This window comes from Mucilaginibacter sp. BGA-UO-ETr-C110, assembly GCF_059567985.1.
Window position 1 is genome coordinate 6501267 of the sequence record NZ_JCAQPB010000002.1, and the last position, 23118, is coordinate 6524384.

Sequence of the window (23118 nt, forward strand, 5' to 3'; positions counted from 1 at the left end):
GTAAATAATGGAATCAAGATACTAGAATCAAGAGTCAAGAAATAATAATTTTTTAACTTGTTTTTTTATCTTAATTCTTGATTCTAACATCTTGGCTCTGTTAAATTAAATCCCTAAAGAATGAAGAAACTATTTACGCTTACCATCTGCTTTTTATCACTGCAAATTGTTTACGCAAACGCTTCTTCAAAATCAACATTTCAATGGCCAAGTATTATACAGGATACCATCCTGAGAAAAGCTGTTGCCCAACCTGCCGGCCCAGCGCCCCTAAGAGGTATCTATGAGCGCCGCTTAGATTCTATTAGTAAAGACATTCCGCTGGAGTATAATGAGTATGTACAAACCTATATTGACCTGTACATGCAAAACCGCGATGAGATGGGGCAGGTGATAGGTCTTTCTAAGTATTATTTCCCTATTTACGAAAAAGCTTTCCGCGATGCCGGCATACCCGAAGAAATAAAATTCCTTTCGATAGTTGAATCAAAGCTTGACCCTAACGCGGTATCAAGAGTAGGTGCAACAGGTCCATGGCAATTTATGTTTACTACTGCCAAATTGTATGGCTTAAACATGGATAGTTATGTAGATGAACGCCGCGACCCTATACAAGCCACTTATGCAGCAGCAGCCTATTTAAAAGATGCCTACCAGGAATTTGGCGATTGGCTTTTGGCCATAGCATCTTACAATTGCGGTAAAAGCAATGTAGAGCGCGCGGTTGAAAAAGCAGGGGCAAATGATTTTTGGAGCGCCCGTCAATACCTGCCTGCCGAAACCCGGGGATATGTACCAGCCTTTATTGCGATGAATTATGTGATGCATTATTTTAGCAAGCATAACATTGTTCCGCAAGGCTGTAATTTTTCGCTGAAGACAGACACGGTTATGGTGAAAAAATATGTTGCGCTAAGCAGCATATCACAGGCGCTTAAGGTAAACATCAATGAATTGGCTATATTAAACCCAGCCTACAGGCGGTTAATAGTTAACGGTTCACCGGCAAAACCGCGCAGATTGATACTGCCACAAGTGGCCAAAGAAAATTATGCCGTTTTATATAATGTATTGAATGGTGGCGATGCGGTTGCACCAGAGCCAAAAGTAACTTATGCTTCCTATACTGAAGACAAACCGGAACGTAAGATGCCATCCCGTCACCGGGTTAGAAAAGGGGAAACACTGGCTTCTATAGCGGATAAATATGGGGTAGAAGTGCAGGACCTGAAGGTTTGGAACCACCTGAAAAGTAACCGGGCTCCGGTTGGGGTAAGCATTAAAGTAAGTAATGGCGATGATGCCTCAACAAGCGCGGCGGTTAGCCCGCACAGTAAAAGAGTTTTATAATTAAAGGGTATAAGACTTAGGTGCAGAAACCTGTACCGATAAATGAAATTGATAGTGAAAAAAGATTAAATACCTGAATATGAGGGGCCCGGTTTTGATGCATTTCAAAGCCGGGCTTTTTTATTCGGGTTACCATAAAAAGAATTGTAATTTTGAGCGCTTGAATTTTGAGAAAATGAACAAGAACAACCGGAAACAGGACGCCTTAAACTACCACTCACAAGGTCGTCCGGGAAAAATACAGGTAGTACCTACCAAACCAACCAATTCACAACGCGACCTCACCATGGCGTATTCGCCGGGTGTTGCCGAACCTTGTCTTCGCATAGCAGAAAATGTAGAAGATGTATATAAATATACAGCCAAGGGTAACCTGGTGGCAGTTATCAGTAACGGTACCGCGGTATTAGGCCTGGGTAATATTGGCCCGGAGGCCAGCAAACCAGTAATGGAAGGGAAGGGACTGTTGTTCAAGATCTATGCTGATATTGACGTGTTTGACCTTGAGGTAAATGCTAAAAGTGTAGATGAATTTGTAACTATTGTAAAAGCACTTGAACCTACCTTTGGTGGCGTTAACCTGGAAGATATATCGGCCCCAACCTGTTTCGAGATCGAACGCAGGCTTAAAGCTGAAATGAATATCCCGGTTATGCACGATGATCAGCATGGTACAGCCATTATATCGGGTGCTGCTTTAATGAATGCCTGCGAGATACAGGGCAAAAAGCTTGATAAGATAAAATTGGTGGTGAATGGCGCGGGCGCTGCTGCAGTATCATGTACTAAAATGTACCTTTCACTGGGTGTGAAAAAAGAGAACCTGGTGATGTTTGACATCAATGGTTTGCTTACCCCAGAGCGTACCGATCTGGATGACATCAGGCTGGAATTTGCTACTACCCGTACAGACGTTAAAACACTGGCCGATGCCATGAAAAACGCCGACGTTTTTGTTGGCCTTTCTGCAGCCAATGTGGTTGATGCGGATATGTTAAAGTCAATGGCCAAAAAGCCTATTGTATTTGCGATGGCCAATCCGGTTCCTGAAGTTGATTATGATCTGGCGGTACAAACCCGCGATGATATTATCATGGCTACCGGTCGTTCTGATTATCCGAACCAGGTGAATAACGTATTGGGTTTCCCTTATATTTTCAGGGGGGCGCTTGATGTGAGAGCAACTGCTATTAACGAGGCCATGAAGATAGCCGCTACGCATGCTATTGCCGAAATGGCTAAAAAGCCGGTTCCGGAAGCAGTAAACCTCGCTTATAATACTACCAATCTTAAATTTGGCAGGGATTATATCATCCCTAAACCGATGGATCAAAGACTCATTGTTGAGGTATCATCCGCTGTGGCTAAGGCAGCCATGGAGTCGGGCGTTGCCCGTAAAGCGATAACCGATTGGGAGGCTTATTACGAAGAGCTACGTTCAAGATTGGGCACCAATGATAAACTACTGCGTAACCTGACCAATAAAGCCAAGCAAAACCCTAAACGTGTGGTTTTTGCCGAAGCTGATAATTACAAAATATTAAGATCGGCCCAGATCGTAAAAGAAGAGGGGATAGCTACCCCGATATTGCTGGGTAACGAAGATAAGATCAGGCGTATCATGCGCGAGAATGACCTTGACCTTGGCGATGTGCAGATTCTTGACCCACGGGTGAAATGTGAAAACATGGAAGAGTATGCCGAGTTTCTGTATCAAAAACGCCAGCGCAGAGGGGTAACCTTATTTGAAGCCCGCAAGATGCTGAGCGACCGTAACTATTACGGAGCCTGCATGGTGCAATTTGGCAGAGCGGATGCCCTCATATCTGGCTTAACCAAAAACTATGTTCCTACCATTAAACCTGCCCTGCAAATCATCGGCACAGAAGATGGTGTGAACAGGGTGGCTGGTATGTATATGATGATCACCCAAAAAGGCCCGGTATTTTTTGGCGATACCACTGTGAATGAAAATCCAACTGTACAGGAACTGGTAGATATCACCGTGCTGATAGAACGATCTGTTAAACAGTTCAATATCAGCCCGCGGGTAGCCATATTATCCTATTCCAACTTTGGTTCAAATGAAGGCCCTATCCCCGAAAAAACAAGGGAAACGGTGAAATTGCTGCACAAGCAATATCCGGATATGGTAGTTGATGGCGATATGCAGGCCAACTTTGCCCTGAACTCCGATTTGCTGGCTGATAACTTTCCATTTTCAACCCTAAACGGAAAGCCGGCTAATACTCTGATATTCCCTAACCTGGAATCGGGTAATATTGCCTATAAACTATTGCAGGAAATTGGTGGTGCAGAAGCTGTAGGACCTATATTGCTGGGTCTGAAAAAACCGGTGCACGTATTACAACTGGGCAGCTCGGTTCGCGAAATTGTAAATATGATAACCATAGCGGTTGTTGATGCCCAGGCAAAAGCCGAAGCCGGCAAACCAAAAGGTATTTTTGACAAACTTAAAGGAAGTAAATAATAGTATCAAGTAATTAGTATCAAGTATCAAGATTTTTGATGAGGCATTTATAGAACTGGTGCCGCTGTCGTGATACTTGATACTAACTACTTGATACCCTCAAATTAAATAATAATATTATGTACGATTATATTAGTGGCAAACTGGTATTCAAAAGTCCTTCGCACGTTGTTATAGACGCGGGCGGTATTGGCTATCACATTAATATATCGTTAAATACATATTCAAGGGTTGGAGAAGTAGAAAATTGTAAACTATTTATCTGGCAGTACGTAAAAGAGGATGCGCTCACTTTATATGGTTTTGCAGATGACGGTGAGCGTCGCTTGTTCTTACACCTGGTATCCATATCCGGCATAGGGCCTAATACGGGGCGAATGATGTTATCATCAATTACCCCAGCCGAAATACAAGCAGCTATTGTTAGCGGCAATGTTGCTTTAATTCAACGTATCAAAGGCATAGGTCCCAAATCGGCACAGCGTATTATATTGGAGCTGCAGGATAAGTTGCGCAAGGAAGGTCCTGATACTTTAACGGTTGTGCCTGTAAGCAAAACTGTTAAGGACGAGGCGCTTTCGGCACTTGTAATGCTTGGCTTTGCACGTAACGCTGCTGAGAAGGTATTGGATCAGGAGATCAATAAAAATAATGGAGATTTAACCGTAGAACAGCTTATAAAGTTTGCGTTAAAAACTCTATAATTACGTACAAATTCTAACTTGACCTTTGATAAAAATATTTACTTATAATATTATTATAAGTGTGTTGTTTATTTTGGCATTTAGTGGGCTGGGAAGTGTGTATGCACAACAACGCGTTACAAGTGCTAAAAGAGATACGACACTCTCGGGCACTCCCGTAAACCTAACCGAACCTAAAAACCTAAGGCTCCGGGAAGGTATTTTTGATCCGGATCCTCCCAATCTGATACGAACAGTTGAATACGACCCTGCTACTAACCGGTATATATTGTACGAAAGAGTTGGTAACTTATTATATCGCCCGCCACAGTATTTAACATTTGCACAATATTTAAAGTTAAAGAGCAAATCAAACCAGCGTATATACTATCAGCAACTGGCTGATAATTATGCATATGATTCTCAACAACCCGGTTTTATACCGTCAATAAAAGTACGCAGCCGCACTTTTGAACAAATTTTTGGTGGTCAAACTATTGATATAAGACCGCAGGGATCGGCAGAAATGATATTGGCCGGCCAGTTAAATCAAAACCAGAACCCGCTGTTTAATACCAGGCAGCGTAACCAGTTTAATTTTAATTTCGATCAAAAGATACAATTAAATGTAACCGGAAATATTGGAGATAAATTAAAGATCACCACCAATTATAATACCGACGCGCAGTTTCAGTTTGATAACCAGATAAAATTAGATTACACCGGCTCACCGGATGAGATCATTCAAAAAGTAGAGGCAGGTACGGTAAGTATGCCTTTGAATACCACGCTTATCACGGGCAGCCAGGCTTTGTTTGGTCTTAAAACTAAACTGAAATTTGGCCGCTTGGATGTAACCACTATTCTATCGCAACAGCGGTCGCAATCCAAAACCATTACTATAACCAATGGATCGCAGCAAGGGGAGTTCCGGGTAACGCCGGCTGATTACGAGGCCAATAAGCACTTCTTTTTATCACAATACTTTCGTGATAATTATGACAAGGCACTATCGCGGATACCTATTATCAGCTCCAATGTCAATATCACCAAAATTGAGGTTTGGACAACCAATCGTACCAACGTAACCACCGATTCAAGGGATATATTGGCCTTCCTGGATCTGGGCGAAAATAACCCCTACAATAAAACACGGATACAAGGTGGCGGAAGCGTTTATCCGGCAGGCTTTAAAGGTCCGGGTTTTGCACAACAATCAAATTCCCTGTTAAATAATTTGCCTGCTGATGTGCGTCAAACCAATTCTAACTCAGTAGCCAATTATTTTCAAAGCACCGGAGCCACGGATAACTATTCAAAACTCACTTACGCCCGTAAACTTACCGACAAGGAGTATACCCTGCATCCTCAATTGGGATATATATCGCTCAATTACCCTTTGAATAATGATGAGGTATTGGCAGTAGCTTACCAGTATACGGTTAACGGACAACAATACCAGGTGGGTGAGTTTAGCAGCGATGTGGCTGTTGACCCTAATACGCCCAAGGTGTTGTTTGTGAAATTATTGAAAGGCGAATTGCTGAAAACCAATTTGCCTACCTGGAAACTCATGATGAAGAATATTTATTCATTAGGAGCTTTCCAGGTAAGCCCCACCGATTTTAAACTCACGATTACCAGGCTTGATGACAAATCCGGTATCGAGAAAACAGTAATGGAGGAGGGGCAAAATACAAAAGGAAAGCTCTGGCTGCAGATAACAGACGTGGATAATCTCAATCAGCAAAATAATCTTCAGCCCGATGGGTACTTTGACTTTTTGGAAGGGATCACCATCGACTCACAGAATGGTCGGATCATGTTCCCGGTGCTGGAACCCTTTGGCTCCGATCTGAATAAAAAGTTTTTGCCGGGCGAATCGGACCTCGCTAAACGGTATGTGTACCAACCCCTGTATGATTCAACCAAAACCATAGCGCAACAGTATTTTCCCAATTTAAACCGGTATGTAATTAAGGGTACTTATACCTCCACGGGAGGCTCTGAGTACCAGCTTAACGCGGTTAATATTCCACAAGGATCGGTCATTGTAACCGCCGGCTCATTAAAGCTGCAGGAAGGCAATGATTATACAGTTGATTATAATTCTGGCCGTATCCGGATACTGAACCAGGCGCTGTTATCATCAGGACAGCCGATCACGGTTAAACTGGAAAATAATGAATTGTTTGGCGTGCAGCAAAAATCATTATATGGCTCAAGGTTAGATTACCATGTTAATGATAAACTGGCTTTGGGTGGTACCATCATGCACCTCACAGAACAGCCGCTGAACCAGAATGAAGTTGCCGGCCAAGAATCCATATCCAATACGATATGGGGTTTTGATGCTAATTATAGTTCGGAATCGCGACTGCTTACGCGACTGGTTGATAAGATCCCCTTTATCCATACCAAGGTTCCGTCGTCTATAAATTTCTCGGGGGAGTTTGCACAATTGCTGCCTGGCAGCCCTGGCGCCCTGAATTTTGCCGGCTCAAAAAATGGTACTTCCTACCTGGATGATTTTGAGAATAGCCAGTCGGTGATTGACGTAAAAAGTGCTAACACCTGGCAAATATCAGGCACACCGCAACTCTTTTCCGAAGCTGGATTATCTAATGACCTGAGCTATGGCTATAATCGGGCCCGGCTTGCATTTTATAATATCGACCCGATATTTTATACCAATACCGGCAGTATCCCTATATCAAAGTCTGAGCTTTCAAACCATTATGTAAGGCAGATCATTGAGCAGGAAGTATTCCCGTACAAACAACCAGCTACCGGGCAGCAATTAAGTATTGCTACACTTAACCTGGCCTTTTATCCAACCGTGCGCGGGCCATATAACTATACCACTAACGGTATCAATAACGATGGTACGCTGCAAAATCCAAAATCACGCTGGGGCGGTATGTTCAGGAAAATGGAAACCAATGATTTTGAATCATTAAACGTATCCTACATTGAGTTTTGGGTGATGGATCCTTTTGTTTACAAACCAAACTCAGCTGGTGGCGACCTGTATTTTAACCTGGGTAGTATATCCGAAGATATACTAAAAGACGGACGTAAAAGTTTAGAGAACGCCCTGCCGGTAAATGGCGACCTGTCGCAGGTTGACGAAACCAACTGGGGGCGTGTAGCAAAACTGCAACCCGTAATAAACGCCTTTGATAATAACCCAGATTCGCGCAGGCTGCAAGACGTGGGTTTAGATGGTTTAAATGATGCCGATGAGAAAAAGAAATTTGCTCCCGTTGTGCAACAACTAACTAGCCGCTTAAGCGCGCAGGCAGCCACCAGTTTCTCAACTGACCCCTCTTCTGATGATTACCAATATTATCAGGGGCGCGATCTTGACCAGGCCAGGGCAGGTATTTTGGATCGTTATAGTAAATACAACGGTACCGACGGTAACTCCAAAACAGCTGAACAATCACAGGCCGAACTCGGGATACAAAACTCGGCTGCTACCTCACTGCCCGATGGCGAGGATATCAACCGGGATAATAACATGAGCATAGAGGATTCTTACTTTCAATATAAAGTATCTATTCGCCCCGGAGATATGGTAGTGGGCCAAAATTATGTTAGCGATAAGGTTACTGCTTCGGTAAAGCTGGCCAATGGCAGTACGCAAATGGTTAACTGGTACCAATTCAGGATCCCGATAACCGATTATCAAGCGCAGGTAGGTAACATCCAGGATTTTAAGGCCATCCGTTTTATGCGGATGTTCATGACCAACTTTGCCGATACTGCTATATTACGTTTCGCTACCCTGCAATTGGTACGTGGAGAGTGGCGTTCTTTTAATACCGAAAGAAACCCGCTCAATGTAATTGCCGATCCGGCTATCCCAAATCCGCCGCTTGATAACTCTACCCTTGATGTACAGGCGGTAAGTATCGAACAAAACGGTAACCGCACGCCTATACCTTACGTAGTGCCGCCGGGCATTAACCGCCAGCGTAATTATAATAACCTGCAAACAGATACTAAACTCAACGAGCAATCGCTGTCGTTAAATGTTAAAAGCCTGCGCGATGGTTATTCAAGAGCTGCCTTTAAAACCTTTTTTAATGACCTTCGATCCTATAAGCGCCTGCAAATGTTTGTACACGCCGAAGGCGATCAGCTGAAGGATAATGATCTGAGTGCCTTTATCCGTTTAGGGGTTGATTACCAGGACAATTATTATGAATACCAGGTGCCTCTAAAGGTTACCCTGCCTGGTACCCGCGATCCGGATGCCATATGGCCCGCCGTCAACTCGATAGATCTTGAGCTGGATCTGTTAACCCGGGCCAAACTTAAACGTAATCACTCCAACGTGCCTTACAACCAGGTGTTCAAGTACGTGGAGGGAAACCAAACAGTTTATATCAAAGGTCAGCCGGATCTGAGCAAGTTGCGTACTGTTATGGTGGGTGTACGCAACCCTTACAGGGGAGCGCAGCCGTCAAATATTGACGATGGTTTAGATAAAACCGGTACCGTTTGGTTTGATGAACTGCGTTTAACCGATTTTGACCAGCGTGGTGGCTGGGCAGCAACAGCCCGGTTTGATGCCAAGCTTGCAGATTTTGCCGATATCACCATCGCCGGTACTAAAACCACCGTTGGCTTTGGTACCCTTGATTCCCGGTTGAATGACAGGAGCCGCAGTGACGACCAAACTTATGACGTATCGGCCAATATGGAGCTCGGAAAATTCTTCCCGGATAAAAGCGGTATCCACATACCAGCCTACGTCAATGTATCAAAGCAAACCAGTATGCCACAGTATGACCCCGGCGCGCCCGATGTGGAGCTCAAGGCATCATTAGCAGCCGCAACCTCGAGCCGGGAGCGCGACTCTATACGGAATGCCGCTGTTGATTATACCCTGCGAAAGAGTATCAACTTTACCAACGTACACAAGGCAAAAACTGACCCCAATGCCCCGAGCCATTTATGGGATGTAGAAAACCTGAATGCTTCATACGCCTTTACACAATATACACATCATGATTTTGTGACCCAAAGCGATCTGGAAAAAACGTACAACTTTACGCTGGCCTATAATTATACCAATCAGCCCAAATACTATAGTCCGTTTGCTAAGATCATTAAAAGTAACCTCCTGGCCCTTTTCCGGGATATCAATTTCAGTATCCTGCCTTCGCGGTTAAACCTGAGTATTAATTTTGATCGTTTTTATTCTGAGAATACCTTGCGGGATAATGACCCCAATAACTTTATCCCTGTACCAACAACCACGTTCAATAAATACTTTAATATTACCCGGGTTTATGGTATCGGTTGGAATCTTTCCAAATCATTACAAATGGATATCGACGCCACCAACCTGTCGGTAGTTGATGAGCCGGCTGGTCGTATTAATGGTTTAAAACGGGATACCCTATGGGATAACCTGAAAAAACTGGGGCGTACCACTAACTATAATCACACCATTAACTTTAACTATAACGTGCCGTTCACCAAAATTCCGGGGATGGACTGGGTAGCTATGGTGGCCCGTTACAGCGCGCATTTTAACTGGCAAACACAACCTTTATTTGCCATCAATGATCCTACTTATGATGTGGGTAACAGCATACAAAACTCCAGGGCTATACAGCTAAATCCAACATTAAATATGGTAGCCCTGTACAATAAGTTCCCGTTCATACGCAAGGCTAATAATCCAAATAATACCAAAGCCGGCCTTGAGGGTGTCCTGATAGGGTTGTTAACCAGTGTTAAAAACCTCAGCGCTACTTATACCCGTACCCAGGGTATATTTTTGCCGGGATACCTGCCAGCTTCGGGCTTTTTTGGGGCAGATGCCGGGGCCCCGGGTTTAGGGTTTTTACTGGGTAGTCAAACCGATATTCGGCCTAAGGCTTTAGCTAATGGCTGGATAACCAGGGATACCCTGCAAAATCAGTTGTACGTAACCACCATGAATGAGGATATGCACTTCAGGGGTATCATTGAGCCATTTAAGGATCTGCGAATTGAGCTTATTGCCTTCAAAACGCAGGATCATAATTACCAGGCCAACTTTAAATACCTCCCTACAACCAACAGTATCGAATCTTTAAGCCCGGTAACTACAGGTAATTACAGTATATCGTTTTTAACAATTGCTACCGCGTTTAAGAAAACAACCGGGGTAGATAATACATCACCTATTTATCAAAAGCTTTTGGATAGCCGTGCCCTCATATCTAAAAAATTAGGGGCAACAAATCCAAATTCCGCTGGTAGTACAGATGGTTATGCCGATGGTTACGGGCCAAACTCACAGAATGTACTGGTACCGGCTTTCCTGGCAGCGTATACAGGTAAAAACCCCGCTAAAAGCAACCTTTCACAGTTTCCGTCTATCCCGATACCTAACTGGCAGATTACCTATAACGGCCTGAGCAAGATCCCGTTTTTACAGGATATTTTTGACTCGTTCGATCTGAGCCATGGCTACCGGTCATCGTATAACGTAAATGGTTTCACCTCTTTACTGCAATACCAGGAGGCTAATGGCGGCGTTACTTCGCGAGACCTTAATAACGACTTTTTACCTCAATATCAGTTTTCGCAGGTGACTATTTTTGAGCAGTTTGTACCATTGCTGGGCGCCAGTATCAGGTTCAAAAACAGTATGACCACCAATCTGGAGTACCGGCAAAGCCGCTCACTAAGCCTGAGCCTGCTTAACAGTCAGTTGGCCCAGCAAAACGAGCGCATCATCGTGTTTGGCTTTGGCTATCATACCAAAAACTTCCATTTCCCGTTTGGCTGGTTTAGCGGACCGGGCAAGGATAATGATGTTAATTTTAAGCTCGATTTCTCCCTGCGTGATAATAAAACCCTGATATATCGGGCCGATGTGCAGGAGGCCGAAATATCATCAGGTGCACAAAATATTACCGTGCGCCCATCCATTGATTATGTGATCAACCAGCGATTTAATTTGAACCTGTTTTATGATTCCAACATTACCAGGCCATATACTTCGCAAACATTTAATACCGCGTATACCAATTTTGGCATCAACCTTAAATTGTTACTGCAATAAGCTATAAGAGTACCATGGAAGATTTTAAAGTTACAAGTTCAATAGATCTGAAAACCTACTATTATATCTGTTTAAGGATATATTTGAAAAAGCGTGCGATTATACTCCTGATCCCATTTGTAGCTGTGCAAATCACCTTTTTTTTGGAGCCGCCGGTTTTATGGAGTGACGAACTTTGGTTAATAAGCATTTTTGGCGCCTTATATATTTTTAGTATCTGGGCGATGTACAGGGCTTGTAAAATACAAATACAAAAGACCCCTTACCTTAAAGAAGAGGTGCATTATAAACTTAACCTGGATAAAATTGAACTCTCCGGCGATTCGTTCACTCACGTTTGCACCTGGCAATATGTAGGTACGCTGATGGAGCGGGAAAAATACTTCATGATGTTTAATCAGAACCGGACTTTTTACTATCTGCCCAAAGATGGTTTTGAATCGCGCGAGGCCGCCGTTGGTTTTAAAGAAATGGTAAAAGAAAAAGGAATTAAATTTTCCTATAACTGATCCCAAAACTTTTTAAACCTTAAATTTTAACACTTTTCTGCTCAAAACCGAGGTGAAAACAGCCTAAAAACGCTCGAAAAACACCCATTTTAACACTTTTTAACAAATTTTAACACGGTTTTGATGTGTTTTGAAAGCTTTAAAAAGTATTAAATTATTGATAATCAGTAATGTGTGTGTAATGTGGTCTATTTTCGGCTCTGTTTTGTCTTTAACTAAACAGCCCGGCTTCCTTAAAAAAGGAAGTCGGGCTGTTGTTAATATAAAGATACGAAAATTTAGGGGGAATAACTAACGTCATGCCGAACTTGTTTCGGCATCCCATAAGCAAGGGAGTATAACATGATGGCTAACCTGTCCTGAGGGATCCTGAAACAAGTTCAGAATGACCTCCCTTTTCTATTAATCTATAAAATCCAGTCATACCGAACTTGTTTCGGCATCCCATAAGCAGGGTGTACAACATGATGGCTAACCTGTCCTGTGGGATACTGAAACAAGTTCAGGATGACTTATTGAATTATCTGACCCTTACAGCAATGGTATATTTTTCTTTTCGATTGCCTGTGTCCTCTCAGGCAATTTATTTATTCAACTCCTTCTGGCGCTTTTTTTCGGCTTTGCGTTTTTTGCGGGCTTCTTTTCTGGCCTTGTGTTCGAGTTTGTTCTTTTGATGCTCCTCAATCCGGGCTTTGGTTTCCTGTTGCTTTTTGGCATCAACACCTACGCAAGGTTTTATACCTTCCAACAGGGCTTTCCACATGGTTTTAAAAAAAGGGGAATCTTTAGGGCGCAGCAAAATAACATTGGCCGATCTGGGCGTTTCGCCTGCTTTGTCCGGGTTGTCATGCTTGATCACGAACAGGTTGGCAAACATCGACATCATAGACCGTTTTTTCAGCCGGTCATTAGCGGTGTCGGCCTGGAATATATTTATCTTCAGATCGTTGTATAAAAAACCAACATGACCCTTAAATACATTGGCATTGGCCTGAATGTCAAAGCTCAATTCTTTGATCGATCCCGCGGTGGCCTTCACCATAGCCAGCGGCATTACCGCCGGGTTTAGCGCCTGCAAACTCATGGGTCCCAGGGTGCCTTTATAGGTAAAGGCCGCGTCTTTATCGGTTAAGTTGAAGGCAAACTGCACATTCAATTTACCACGGTTCATGAAATAGGTGGTAAGCTCAACGTTAGTGATATTATTTTTGGCCAGCGTAGCCTTGTTGGTAGTAATATTATAAAAATGACCGCTGGTATTATTAAAAGTGATGGTACCGGTTTTGTTTGATTTATGATTAAACTCTGAATATTCCACATTGATATGACGTACACGCAGGGTGTCGATATTCAGATCGGTACCAATCTGGTGTATCATCACATTGGGGAAAGTATTTACTTTATCAATGGTGCTGGCTTTTGTTTTATTAGGATTGTTGAACACCCTGATGCTACCCCGGTTCAGAACCAGGTTTGACGCTGTTACCCGCCGGTATTTGTGATAACTTAAAAAATCAAAATCATTGAGTTGCAGGCTATCGATATTTATACCGAAGCGATCGCTGTTACTTTTATTAAAAAACACATCTGTTTTGGCTGGTGAAAGTTGCAGCCCCTCTACATTTAACTGCGATTTGAGGGTAGACAGCTTGAGGTATTTGATCTTATAGGTATACAAGCCACTGCTTGTTTTGCCGGTATAATTGTTTAGCTCGGTTATCACATCCTTGCAATAAAGCAGGCGCGAGCGGTCTGTTTGTGTGGCCGAATCAATGAGCAGATCGTTAGCGGTAAGGTTCATTTCCTTCAGTTCAGAAATAGCCACTTTGTTGCCCGAGTAGTCGTGATATTTAAACTTGACATCATTAAGCAATATTTGCCCGATATGGATGGATTTTAAACTTTTGGAGATCTTTTGCCAGGCCGTGCGGTGGTCTTTTAAAACCGTATCCTTGGTATGGTTAAGCTGGTAGCTGATATTTACTTCGGGCTCATTTAATATTACCCGCCCTATATTGAGCTTATGCCTGAAATACAGGCTAAGCGGATGTACATGCAACAGAATGAGGCGTTTTACATGTAGCTCCACCAGGTTATTAGGCGCCAGATGTTGTTTCTTTTTTTGATTGTAAACAGCGGTGTCGGGTTTCAGGGTAATATTGTAAAGCGTTATCTTGCCTTCCAGCACATGCAATTCGGCATCTGTAAAATCAATCTTATACAGGCTGTCGCTGCTGGTTAATACCACGTCATGAACCTTGTTGGCCAAAATAGGCGACCAATACCGGTTAACAACCAAGGCCAGCAGAAAAATAATGATTACCGGTATCAGCACAAACTTAAATACTATTTTTTGCCACTTGTGCTTTAAAAACTTAAACTCCATTTACCGGTTTGCTTTCTCTTAGGGGTGTATTATTTTGTTTATCCTGTTTTAGCAGCTTCTACTTTTTTATTCTGCGTGCCTGCGTACTGTCAGGCTTAAATTTATTAAACTTATCTGATAAGTTATCCAATTTGCAACAGCTTTAACGCTTAATTGTGTTTTTTTATAAAATCTGCGTTTGGCTTAAGTCGAGGTAGGGTTCATATATTAAAATCATCAAAAATGGAGCTTTCGGGATCGCGCGGCAGGTCAATTGGTCCTGGGCTAAAAACGTGTTTATTGTTTGGATTATTATCTTCAGTAACGAATCAACTCACCCGGTCTACACTTCGCTCGACCACCCTCTCCTTGCCTGCGGCGGAAAGGGGGTGGGGAAGACTCTCCTCTTCATGCGTCATTGCGAGGTACGAAGCAATCTCTACGTAAGCAGGTTAACTATTCATATTCGCTCTGTACAGCATAGAGATTGCATCGTACCTCGCAATGACGCTTTGGAAAATAAGCTGCTGTCTATTTTTTAAACTCATTACAAGAAAAAGTCAATTTTCCTATAAATACTGCCAATATGTCATTTGGGTATTTAAATTTTATGTATTTTTGCAGACTAATTTTTACAATACATGATGGATTTGGTAATTCCGGATAAAACACATGACGAAAGCAGGCAGGGCGAAGCTCTGGTTTTAGAACCTGTAGTCGGTAAAAACAATGGTCGTAAGCTTTATATTGAAAGCTACGGCTGTGCCATGAACTTTTCGGACAGTGAGATAGTTGCATCAATTTTAGCCGAGCAGGGTTTTGAAACCACTTCTGATCATAACCTTGCCGATGTTATTTTTATAAATACCTGCTCCATTCGCGAAAACGCCGAGCAAAGGGTGCGTAACCGCCTAAAAGAATTTACGGTAGCCAAAGTAAGGAACCCCGGCCTGGTGGTAGGTGTACTGGGCTGTATGGCCGAACGCCTGAAATCGAAATTTTTAGAAGAAGAAAAACTGGTTGACGTAGTGGTTGGTCCGGATGCATACCGCAACCTGCCCGAACTGATTGACCAGGTAGATAGTGGCCAGAAAGCGGTGAACGTGCTGCTATCGCGCGAGGAAACTTATGCCGATATCAGTCCGGTGCGTTTAAACAGCAATGGCATCAACGCCTTTGTATCTATTATGCGTGGCTGCGATAATATGTGCTCATTTTGCGTGGTGCCTTTTACCCGTGGCCGTGAACGCAGCCGTGATCCAAAATCGATCATAGCCGAATGTACCGATCTGTTCAACAAAGGTTACCGCGAGGTTACTTTGCTGGGGCAGAACGTGGATTCGTATAAATGGAAACAGCCTCACCCTGCCCTCTCCAAAGGAGAGGGTTCTGATGAGCCGGATGCAAAGGAAGTCCTCTCCTTTGGAGAGGATTTAGGTGAGGCCACTACCAATTTTGCTAATTTATTGGAGTTGGTAGCTTTTATCAATCCTGATCTGCGGGTTCGGTTTTCGACCTCACACCCTAAGGATATTACGGATGATGTGTTACACACCATCAATAAATACGAAAACATTTGTAACTATATACATCTGCCGGTACAATCGGGCAATAGCCGCATACTGGACATGATGAACCGCACTTATGATAGGGAATGGTACATCAACCGTATCGATGCTATCCGCCGTATTATACCAAATTGCGCTGTATCAACAGATGTGATCACCGGTTTTTGTACCGAAACCGACGAGGAGCATCATGATACCGTAACCATGATGGATTACGTTAAATATGATTTTGCCTATATGTTTAAGTACAGCGAACGCCCCGGTACTTTGGCGGCGAAACGTTATGCTGATGACATCCCGGAAGAAATAAAACAAAAACGCCTGGCTCAAATTGTAGCCAAGCAGCAGGAATATTCGTTTTACCGGATGCAGGCTCGTATAGGCAAGGTAGAAAAAGTACTGATAGAGGGTTACTCCAAAAAATCAGACAAAGACTATTGCGGCCGCAGCGATCAAAACGCCATGGTGATATTCCCGGTTGGTGACAACTACAAACCTGGCGAATACGTAAATGTATTGGTCGAAAAAACAACATCGGCTACGTTGATAGGAAAAGTGGTAGTGGAGGAATAGAGGCAGGAAATCAAGAATCAAGAGACAAGAAAGGAAGCTTAAAGATTGGTGAAGCACAATTTTAAAAGTTTGAAAATTTGGCAAAGGTCAATGGACCTAACCGATTTAACTTATGAATTTTGTAAGGGATTACCAATCGATGAACGCTTCAACCTGATTGATCAACTTAACAGATGTTCGTGTTCGATCCCTTCAAATATAGCTGAAGGGTCTGGAAAAAGAACAAAGGTTCACTTTGCCGAGTTTTTAACTACATCGCTTTCATCGGCGTTTGAAGTAGAAACACAATTATTGATATGTGAACGCAGAGCTTATGGTTCTGAGGATAAATTAAAAGAATGTTTAGAATTAGTTATTGAAATTCAAAAGATGATATTCAATTTCAGAGAATATATTTTGAAAAGTAATGATTAAAACCGAATTAGGATTCAATACTGAAACTTTTGTCTTGGTTCTTGATATCCTGATTCTTGAATCTCTTTATGGAAGTACAAGAAATAAAACAACGCTTTGGTATCATTGGCAATTCGCCATTGCTTAACCGGGCTATAAATATTGCTAACCAGGTATCGCCTACAGATATTTCGGTACTGATAACCGGCGAAAGCGGGAGTGGTAAGGAAGTGTTTTCGCACATTATACACCAGATGAGCCCGCGTAAGCATGGGCCATTTATCGCGGTAAACTGCGGGGCTATACCAGAAGGTACTATCGATTCAGAATTATTCGGTCACGAAAAAGGCGCTTATACCGGCGCTGTTGGCGAACGTAAAGGCTATTTTGAAACCGTGAACGGTGGTACCATCTTTTTGGATGAGATTGCCGAAATGCCTTTGGGCACACAGGCCCGTTTGCTGCGCGTGCTGGAATCGGGACAGTACATTAAGGTGGGTTCGTCTAAAGTAGAAAAAACGAACGTGCGCGTTATAGCGGCTACCAATGTTGATGTATACGAAGCCGTAAAGAATGGTAAGTTCAGGGAAGATCTTTATTATCGTTTAAATACCGTTCCGCTAAGGATCCCACCACTTCGCGACAGGAAGGAAGATGTGTACCTGCTTTTTAGGAAATTTACATCAGATTTTACCGACAAATACCGTACGCCACCCATTCAGTTGGATGAAGAGGCCCAGCAGGTATTGATTAATTATTCATGGCCGGGTAACGTAAGGCAGCTTAAAAACATGGCCGAACAATTGGCTGTATTGGAGCGCGACCGTATCATTACCGCGCAAACGCTGCTTACTTACATCCCACATGAAACCAGCAACCGCAATTTACCTATGCGTTTGGATAATCAGCCCAAAGAGGATTTTTCTGAAAGGGATATCCTATATAAAGTGCTGTTTGATATGAAACGCGATATGGTGGAGCTGAAAAAACTGGTAGCGGATATTATTGAACATGGGGGAGTGGCGGCCAATTACAGCAATCATTCGCAAACCATCAATCAGCTGTACCGTGATATTGAGCTGCCCGGAAACCCCGAAGCGCAATTTACTTTGCAACAACCCGTTAATACGGTAAATAACAACAGCAATAATAACGTTGATGCCTATAATATAACGCATGATGCCGAGGAGGTGGAAGAATCTTTATCACTGATTGAAAAAGAATCGGACCTGATACGTAAAGCGTTAAAGAAACACAAAGGCAAGCGTAAGCTGGCGGCTAATGAACTGGGTATATCAGAACGTACCCTGTACCGGAAAATAAAAGAATTAAACTTATAAGCTAAATGAAAAGATTTTTTGGGGTTATTGCTGTTTGTTCATTAAGCTTATTCCTGTCATCGTGCTATACGCTCAAAAATGTTTCTATCCCGACGGATATGAAGACCCTTGATGTGCAGTTTTTTGAAAATAACGCGCCTTTGGTGGTAGCCAACCTGAGTCAAAATTTTACCGAAGGCTTAAAAACCAGGATACGTAACCAAAGCCGGTTAAGTATTTCCCGTAATGCCGAAGCGGATGCTACTTTGTCGGGCAGTATTATAGGGTATACCATTGCACCGGTTTCTATCCAGGCGGTAGCCAATAACGTAGCGCCGATTGCCGATGCGAACAGGTTGACGATTACTGTAAGAGTTAAATTTGTTTACAATACAGCAAAGACTCCAGCCGATAAAAAGCTTAACTTTGAAGAAACATTTACCAATTATCAGGATTATAAAGGAGATATAGGAGCGCAAGAGCAAAACCTGATAAAAACGATAACTGATAAGATAACAGAAGATATTTTTAACAAAGCCTTTTCTAATTGGTAGGCAATTCGTACTTTCAACCACGTGGATCAAGACTTGAATAACAGGCAGAACGGAATATTATTGGAATTGTTGGCTAATCCGGCTAATACCGGGCAGCAGCACAGCTATAATTTGCAGCAGTTGGTTAATGAATTTCCGCAAAGCGGCTTACTGCGCGCCATGCTTGCCCGTGCCGGCAATGGTAACGACTTGAAGCAGGCCGCCGCTTATTTTAATCCGCCGCTTTTATATAAACTTACGCACGAGGTTGATAGCCTGGCCGTAGTATCACCGGCGCAAATTGCCGGGAACCCCGCAGATACCGGTAACCAGCAAAGCAGCGAAAGCTTTACTCATACAGGCGAAAACTATTTTAACAGCGGGCAGGTATTTGAAAATACGATAACACATGAACCCGTTGCAGCGGAACTTCATCCTGAAGATGCCTTTGTAAATAAAAACAGGACCCCTGCCGAGGCTGATGAAGATCATGTACATGAACAACCTGCGGCAACTGAACCTGTAGCTCCTGTTTCGCAGCCTCATGGAGAGATTGATGACGAGATATACGACGAGATAAGGGGGATTGATGATCCAGCTAAAGCTATTATACCTCCGCCAGGTGGCATTGAAGACGAGGTATATGATGAGATATTAGGTATTGAACATATCCATATTGCTGATCAGGAACATGAAAAAGCCCAGGCGCCCGCTACTGCCGATGAAAAAACAAAGGTAAGCGAGCCCGAACCGGATGCGATATCAGAAGACTGGGTGATAGGCAGCATAGCAGGCAGCGATTACTTTATGTTTGATAAATCCATCGCCGACCAAAGACATCAGGAAGAAGTAAAAAAAGAGGAAGCTGCACCGTTTGTATCTGAAGCGTTAAGTCATGCGAATGGCAGCATTCCGGCAGATACCGAAAGTCAGGATGTATCCAAATACAATGACGAGAAGATGCCTTATACCTTTATGTGGTGGTTGGATAAAACCCGTAAAGAGTATGCAGCGACTTATCAGCCTTACTCCAGCCCTGAGCCTGTCCAGGCACAACCAGCCCGGATACAGCAGACCAATAGCGTAAAAGAACCCGGCGCTGATGCTTTGCAGCAGCAGTATGTTGAAAATATTTTCCATGTACGGTCATTAGAGGAGTTGGAAAAAACACCTCAGCCTGATGGGCCCGAAGTAAAACGGAAAGAAGACGTGATCATTGAACGCTTTATACAGGAGGAACCGCAGATACGGCCACCCGCTATGGATAAACTGGACAATGAGAACAAAGCCAAAAAGAGCTCAGAGGACCGGAACGACCTGGTAAGTGAAACGCTTGCACAGATATATGCCGACCAAATGCTTTACCACAAAGCAATAGCTACTTATAAAAAATTGATGTTGAAATTCCCGGAAAAAAGCCGTTACTTTGCCACCCAAATTGAACAGTTAGAAAAGAAAACCAATTAATATAAAGAAATGTATTTAGTTTTAATTATCATTACCATTATCATTTGCATCCTTTTAGGCCTTATTGTGCTGATCCAAAACCCTAAAGGTGGTGGTTTATCATCAAATTTCTCCAGCTCATCACAATTAATGGGTGTGCAAAAAACAGGCGATTTTTTAGAAAAAGGTACCTGGGTACTGGCCATTAGCGTAATGGTTTTATCATTAGCAATTAACGTAGCTGTAAAAGGTGGCGCTTCAACAAGCAGCAGCGGATCTGTATCGCGCGAGCAACTTGAAAAAGCTTCAAAACCAACTGCGCCTGCAAGTGCACCGTTGAGCCTACCTTCAACACCTGCACCGGCTAAACCAGAAACAAAACCGGCTAAATAATCACAGCGGTTAAAAGAATAAAAAAGGCTTTGGGAATCTCCAAAGCCTTTTTTTGTGAATATAAACTGTACTGACATGATGGCACTGATGCGTTAAATTTTTGTTAAGCATCAAAAATAAAATAACCTTTAGCTGACATTACAACAGTTTAACCTGTCAATATTGACCATTGTGTTTGCTTGGCATAATTGATGAGGAATTGGACTCGAAAACTTAAATAAAATAAACAGAGATAACTATGTCATTAAACATTAAACCAATCGGCGACAGAGTTGTGGTGGAAGCTGCAGCTGCCGAAGAGAAGACCGCTTCGGGAATTATTATCCCGGATACCGCTAAAGAAAAACCTCAGCGTGGAACTATCGTTGCAGTAGGCGATGGTAAAGTAGATGAGCCTTTAACCGTAAAAGTTGGTGACCAGGTTTTATATGGAAAATACGCAGGTACCGAAATTACTTATGAAGGTAAAGAGTATCTGATCATGCGCGAATCTGATATTTACGCGGTTCTTTAATTAGTGAATGGGTGAATTAGTGATTTTTTATTTACCTACATCTATAATCATCCGGAATTTAAAACTCAATCAAAAATTAATTATTGAACAGTGAGGTTAAAATCACTAACTCAATAATTCAATAACTCAAAAAAATGGCAAAACAAGTTAAATACAATGTTGAAGCACGCGACGCCCTGAAACGCGGTGTTGATATTTTAGCTAATGCAGTTAAAGTAACATTAGGTCCTAAAGGTCGTAACGTAATTATTGATAAGAAATTCGGTTCACCAGCTATCACTAAGGATGGTGTAACTGTAGCTAAAGAGATCGAACTGAAAGATGCTTTAGAAAACATGGGTGCCCAAATGGTAAAAGAAGTAGCTTCAAAAACTGCTGATATTGCTGGTGATGGTACTACTACTGCTACCGTTTTAGCTCAGGCTATCGTTACTGCAGGTATTAAAAACGTTGCAGCCGGCGCTAACCCAATGGATCTGAAACGCGGTATCGACAAAGCTGTAATAGTTGTTGTGGAGAACTTAAAAGCTCAATCACAAACTGTAGGCGAAGACAATAACAAAATTAAACAAGTAGCTTCTATCTCTGCTAACAATGACGAGGTTATCGGTTCATTGATCGCTGAAGCTATGGCTAAAGTTGGTAAAGACGGTGTAATTACTGTTGAAGAAGCTAAAGGTACTGAAACCGAAGTTAGAACTGTAGAAGGTATGCAGTTTGACCGTGGTTACCTTTCTCCTTACTTTGTTACCAATGCCGACAAAATGGAAGTTGAATTGGAAAATCCTTACATCCTGATCTATGATAAAAAGATCTCTTCGATGAAAGAATTACTTCCAATTTTGGAGAAGCAAGTACAAACCGGCAAACCATTGTTGATCATCGCTGAAGATCTTGATGGCGAGGCTTTGGCTACTTTGGTAGTTAACAAGATCCGTGGCTCACTGAAAGTGGCTGCTGTTAAAGCTCCAGGTTTTGGCGATCGTCGTAAAGCTATGTTAGAGGATATCGCTATCCTGACTGGTGGTACTTTAATTTCTGAAGAAAGAGGTTACAAATTAGAAAATGCCGACCTTACTTACTTAGGTACTGCTGAGAAAATCGTTATCGACAAAGATAATACTACTATCATCAACGGTGCTGGTTCTGCCGATGAGATCAAAGGCCGTGTAAGCCAGATCAAATCTCAGATCGAATCAACTACATCTGATTATGACCGCGAAAAATTACAGGAACGTTTAGCCAAATTATCTGGTGGTGTTGCTGTATTGTACGTAGGTGCTGCTACAGAAGTAGAAATGAAAGAGAAAAAAGACCGTGTTGATGATGCTTTACACGCAACCCGTGCGGCTGTTGAAGAAGGTATTGTTGCAGGTGGTGGCGTTGCCTTCATCCGCGCGGTAGCTGCTTTAGCTGATCTTAAAGGCGAGAACGAAGATGAGAACACTGGTATCCAGATCATCCGTCGTGCTATCGAAGAGCCTTTACGTCAGATCTGTGAAAACGCTGGTATCGAAGGTTCTATCGTTGTGCAAAAAGTTAAAGAAGGCACTGGCGATTTTGGTTACAACGCACGTACCGACAAATATGAAAACCTGATTGCTGCAGGTGTTATCGACCCAACTAAAGTTGGTCGTGTAGCTTTAGAGAATGCAGCTTCAATTGCAGCTATGTTGTTAACAACAGAAGTTGTATTGGCTGATGATCCTGAAGATGCTCCAGCTGGCCCACCAATGGGTGGCGGCGGCATGGGCGGCATGATGTAAGCCCCCCAGCCCCCCTGAAGGGGGTGTCAGATGTGCAGATTTTAAATGTGCAGATGTGCAAATGATTAATATATGGTCATCTGCACATTTAAAATCCGCATATCTGCACATCAAACAAAACGCCTGTATGCTTTTGCATACAG

Annotated in this window: 14 protein-coding genes; 13 read left to right on the forward strand and 1 reads right to left on the reverse strand. The window is 42.8% G+C overall.

The features are described from left to right. Window positions 1-120 precede the first annotated feature (120 nt). The 5 genes from AC57BQ_RS28005 to AC57BQ_RS28025 all read left to right on the forward strand — a co-directional run bounded on the left by AC57BQ_RS28005 (window position 121) and on the right by AC57BQ_RS28025 (window position 12105). Entirely contained in the window at window positions 121-1350 is a 1230-nt protein-coding gene (locus AC57BQ_RS28005; RefSeq protein ID WP_496409373.1) for a lytic transglycosylase domain-containing protein, read from the forward strand. 175 nt (window positions 1351-1525) lie between these two features. Next, window positions 1526-3841, forward strand: coding sequence for an NADP-dependent malic enzyme (locus AC57BQ_RS28010; protein WP_496409374.1), 2316 nt, complete (start codon window positions 1526-1528; stop codon window positions 3839-3841). Window positions 3842-3960: 119 nt separating this feature from the next. Continuing rightward, window positions 3961-4545 (forward strand): Holliday junction branch migration protein RuvA, encoded by a 585-nt coding sequence (gene ruvA, locus AC57BQ_RS28015; protein ID WP_090471623.1) that lies wholly within the window; start codon window positions 3961-3963, stop codon window positions 4543-4545. Between the two features lie 25 nt (window positions 4546-4570). Further along, window positions 4571-11596: a T9SS outer membrane translocon Sov/SprA gene (gene sov / locus AC57BQ_RS28020; protein WP_496409375.1), complete on the forward strand. Its 7026-nt coding sequence runs from the start codon at window positions 4571-4573 to the stop codon at window positions 11594-11596. Between the two features lie 14 nt (window positions 11597-11610). Continuing rightward, window positions 11611-12105: a hypothetical protein gene (locus AC57BQ_RS28025; RefSeq protein ID WP_496409376.1), complete on the forward strand. Its 495-nt coding sequence runs from the start codon at window positions 11611-11613 to the stop codon at window positions 12103-12105. A gap of 583 nt (window positions 12106-12688) precedes the next feature. On the opposite strand, the gene AC57BQ_RS28030 is transcribed toward AC57BQ_RS28025, so the two are convergent. After that, a complete protein-coding gene (locus AC57BQ_RS28030) occupies window positions 12689-14491 on the reverse strand; it encodes a hypothetical protein (protein WP_496409377.1) in 1803 nt (600 codons plus the stop codon). Window positions 14492-15111: 620 nt separating this feature from the next. On the opposite strand from AC57BQ_RS28030, the gene AC57BQ_RS28035 reads away from it, so the two are divergent. From AC57BQ_RS28035 to groL, 8 genes are all read left to right on the forward strand, one after another. Continuing rightward, window positions 15112-16611, forward strand: coding sequence for a MiaB/RimO family radical SAM methylthiotransferase (locus AC57BQ_RS28035; protein ID WP_496409378.1), 1500 nt, complete (start codon window positions 15112-15114; stop codon window positions 16609-16611). Between the two features lie 48 nt (window positions 16612-16659). Further along, entirely contained in the window at window positions 16660-17025 is a 366-nt protein-coding gene (locus AC57BQ_RS28040) for a four helix bundle protein (protein WP_262494189.1), read from the forward strand. Window positions 17026-17093: 68 nt separating this feature from the next. Then, the gene (locus AC57BQ_RS28045; protein ID WP_090471632.1) at window positions 17094-18344 is read left to right on the forward strand and encodes a sigma-54 interaction domain-containing protein; all 1251 of its coding nucleotides are present in this window, start codon (window positions 17094-17096) and stop codon (window positions 18342-18344) included. A 5-nt stretch (window positions 18345-18349) separates the two neighbouring features. Further along, window positions 18350-18877, forward strand: coding sequence for an LPS assembly lipoprotein LptE (gene lptE / locus AC57BQ_RS28050; RefSeq protein WP_496409379.1), 528 nt, complete (start codon window positions 18350-18352; stop codon window positions 18875-18877). Between the two features lie 21 nt (window positions 18878-18898). Next, entirely contained in the window at window positions 18899-20323 is a 1425-nt protein-coding gene (locus tag AC57BQ_RS28055) for a hypothetical protein (RefSeq protein ID WP_496409380.1), read from the forward strand. 9 nt (window positions 20324-20332) lie between these two features. Further along, on the forward strand, window positions 20333-20695 hold the full coding sequence (secG, locus tag AC57BQ_RS28060; RefSeq protein WP_496409381.1) for a preprotein translocase subunit SecG: 363 nt from the start codon (window positions 20333-20335) through the stop codon (window positions 20693-20695). 238 nt (window positions 20696-20933) lie between these two features. Then, on the forward strand, window positions 20934-21209 hold the full coding sequence (groES, locus tag AC57BQ_RS28065; RefSeq protein WP_076375713.1) for a co-chaperone GroES: 276 nt from the start codon (window positions 20934-20936) through the stop codon (window positions 21207-21209). 134 nt (window positions 21210-21343) lie between these two features. Then, window positions 21344-22975 carry a chaperonin GroEL gene (groL, locus tag AC57BQ_RS28070; protein ID WP_076375715.1) on the forward strand — a complete coding sequence of 544 codons (1632 nt, stop codon included), beginning with the start codon at window positions 21344-21346 and terminating at the stop codon, window positions 22973-22975. Window positions 22976-23118: the final 143 nt, after the last annotated feature.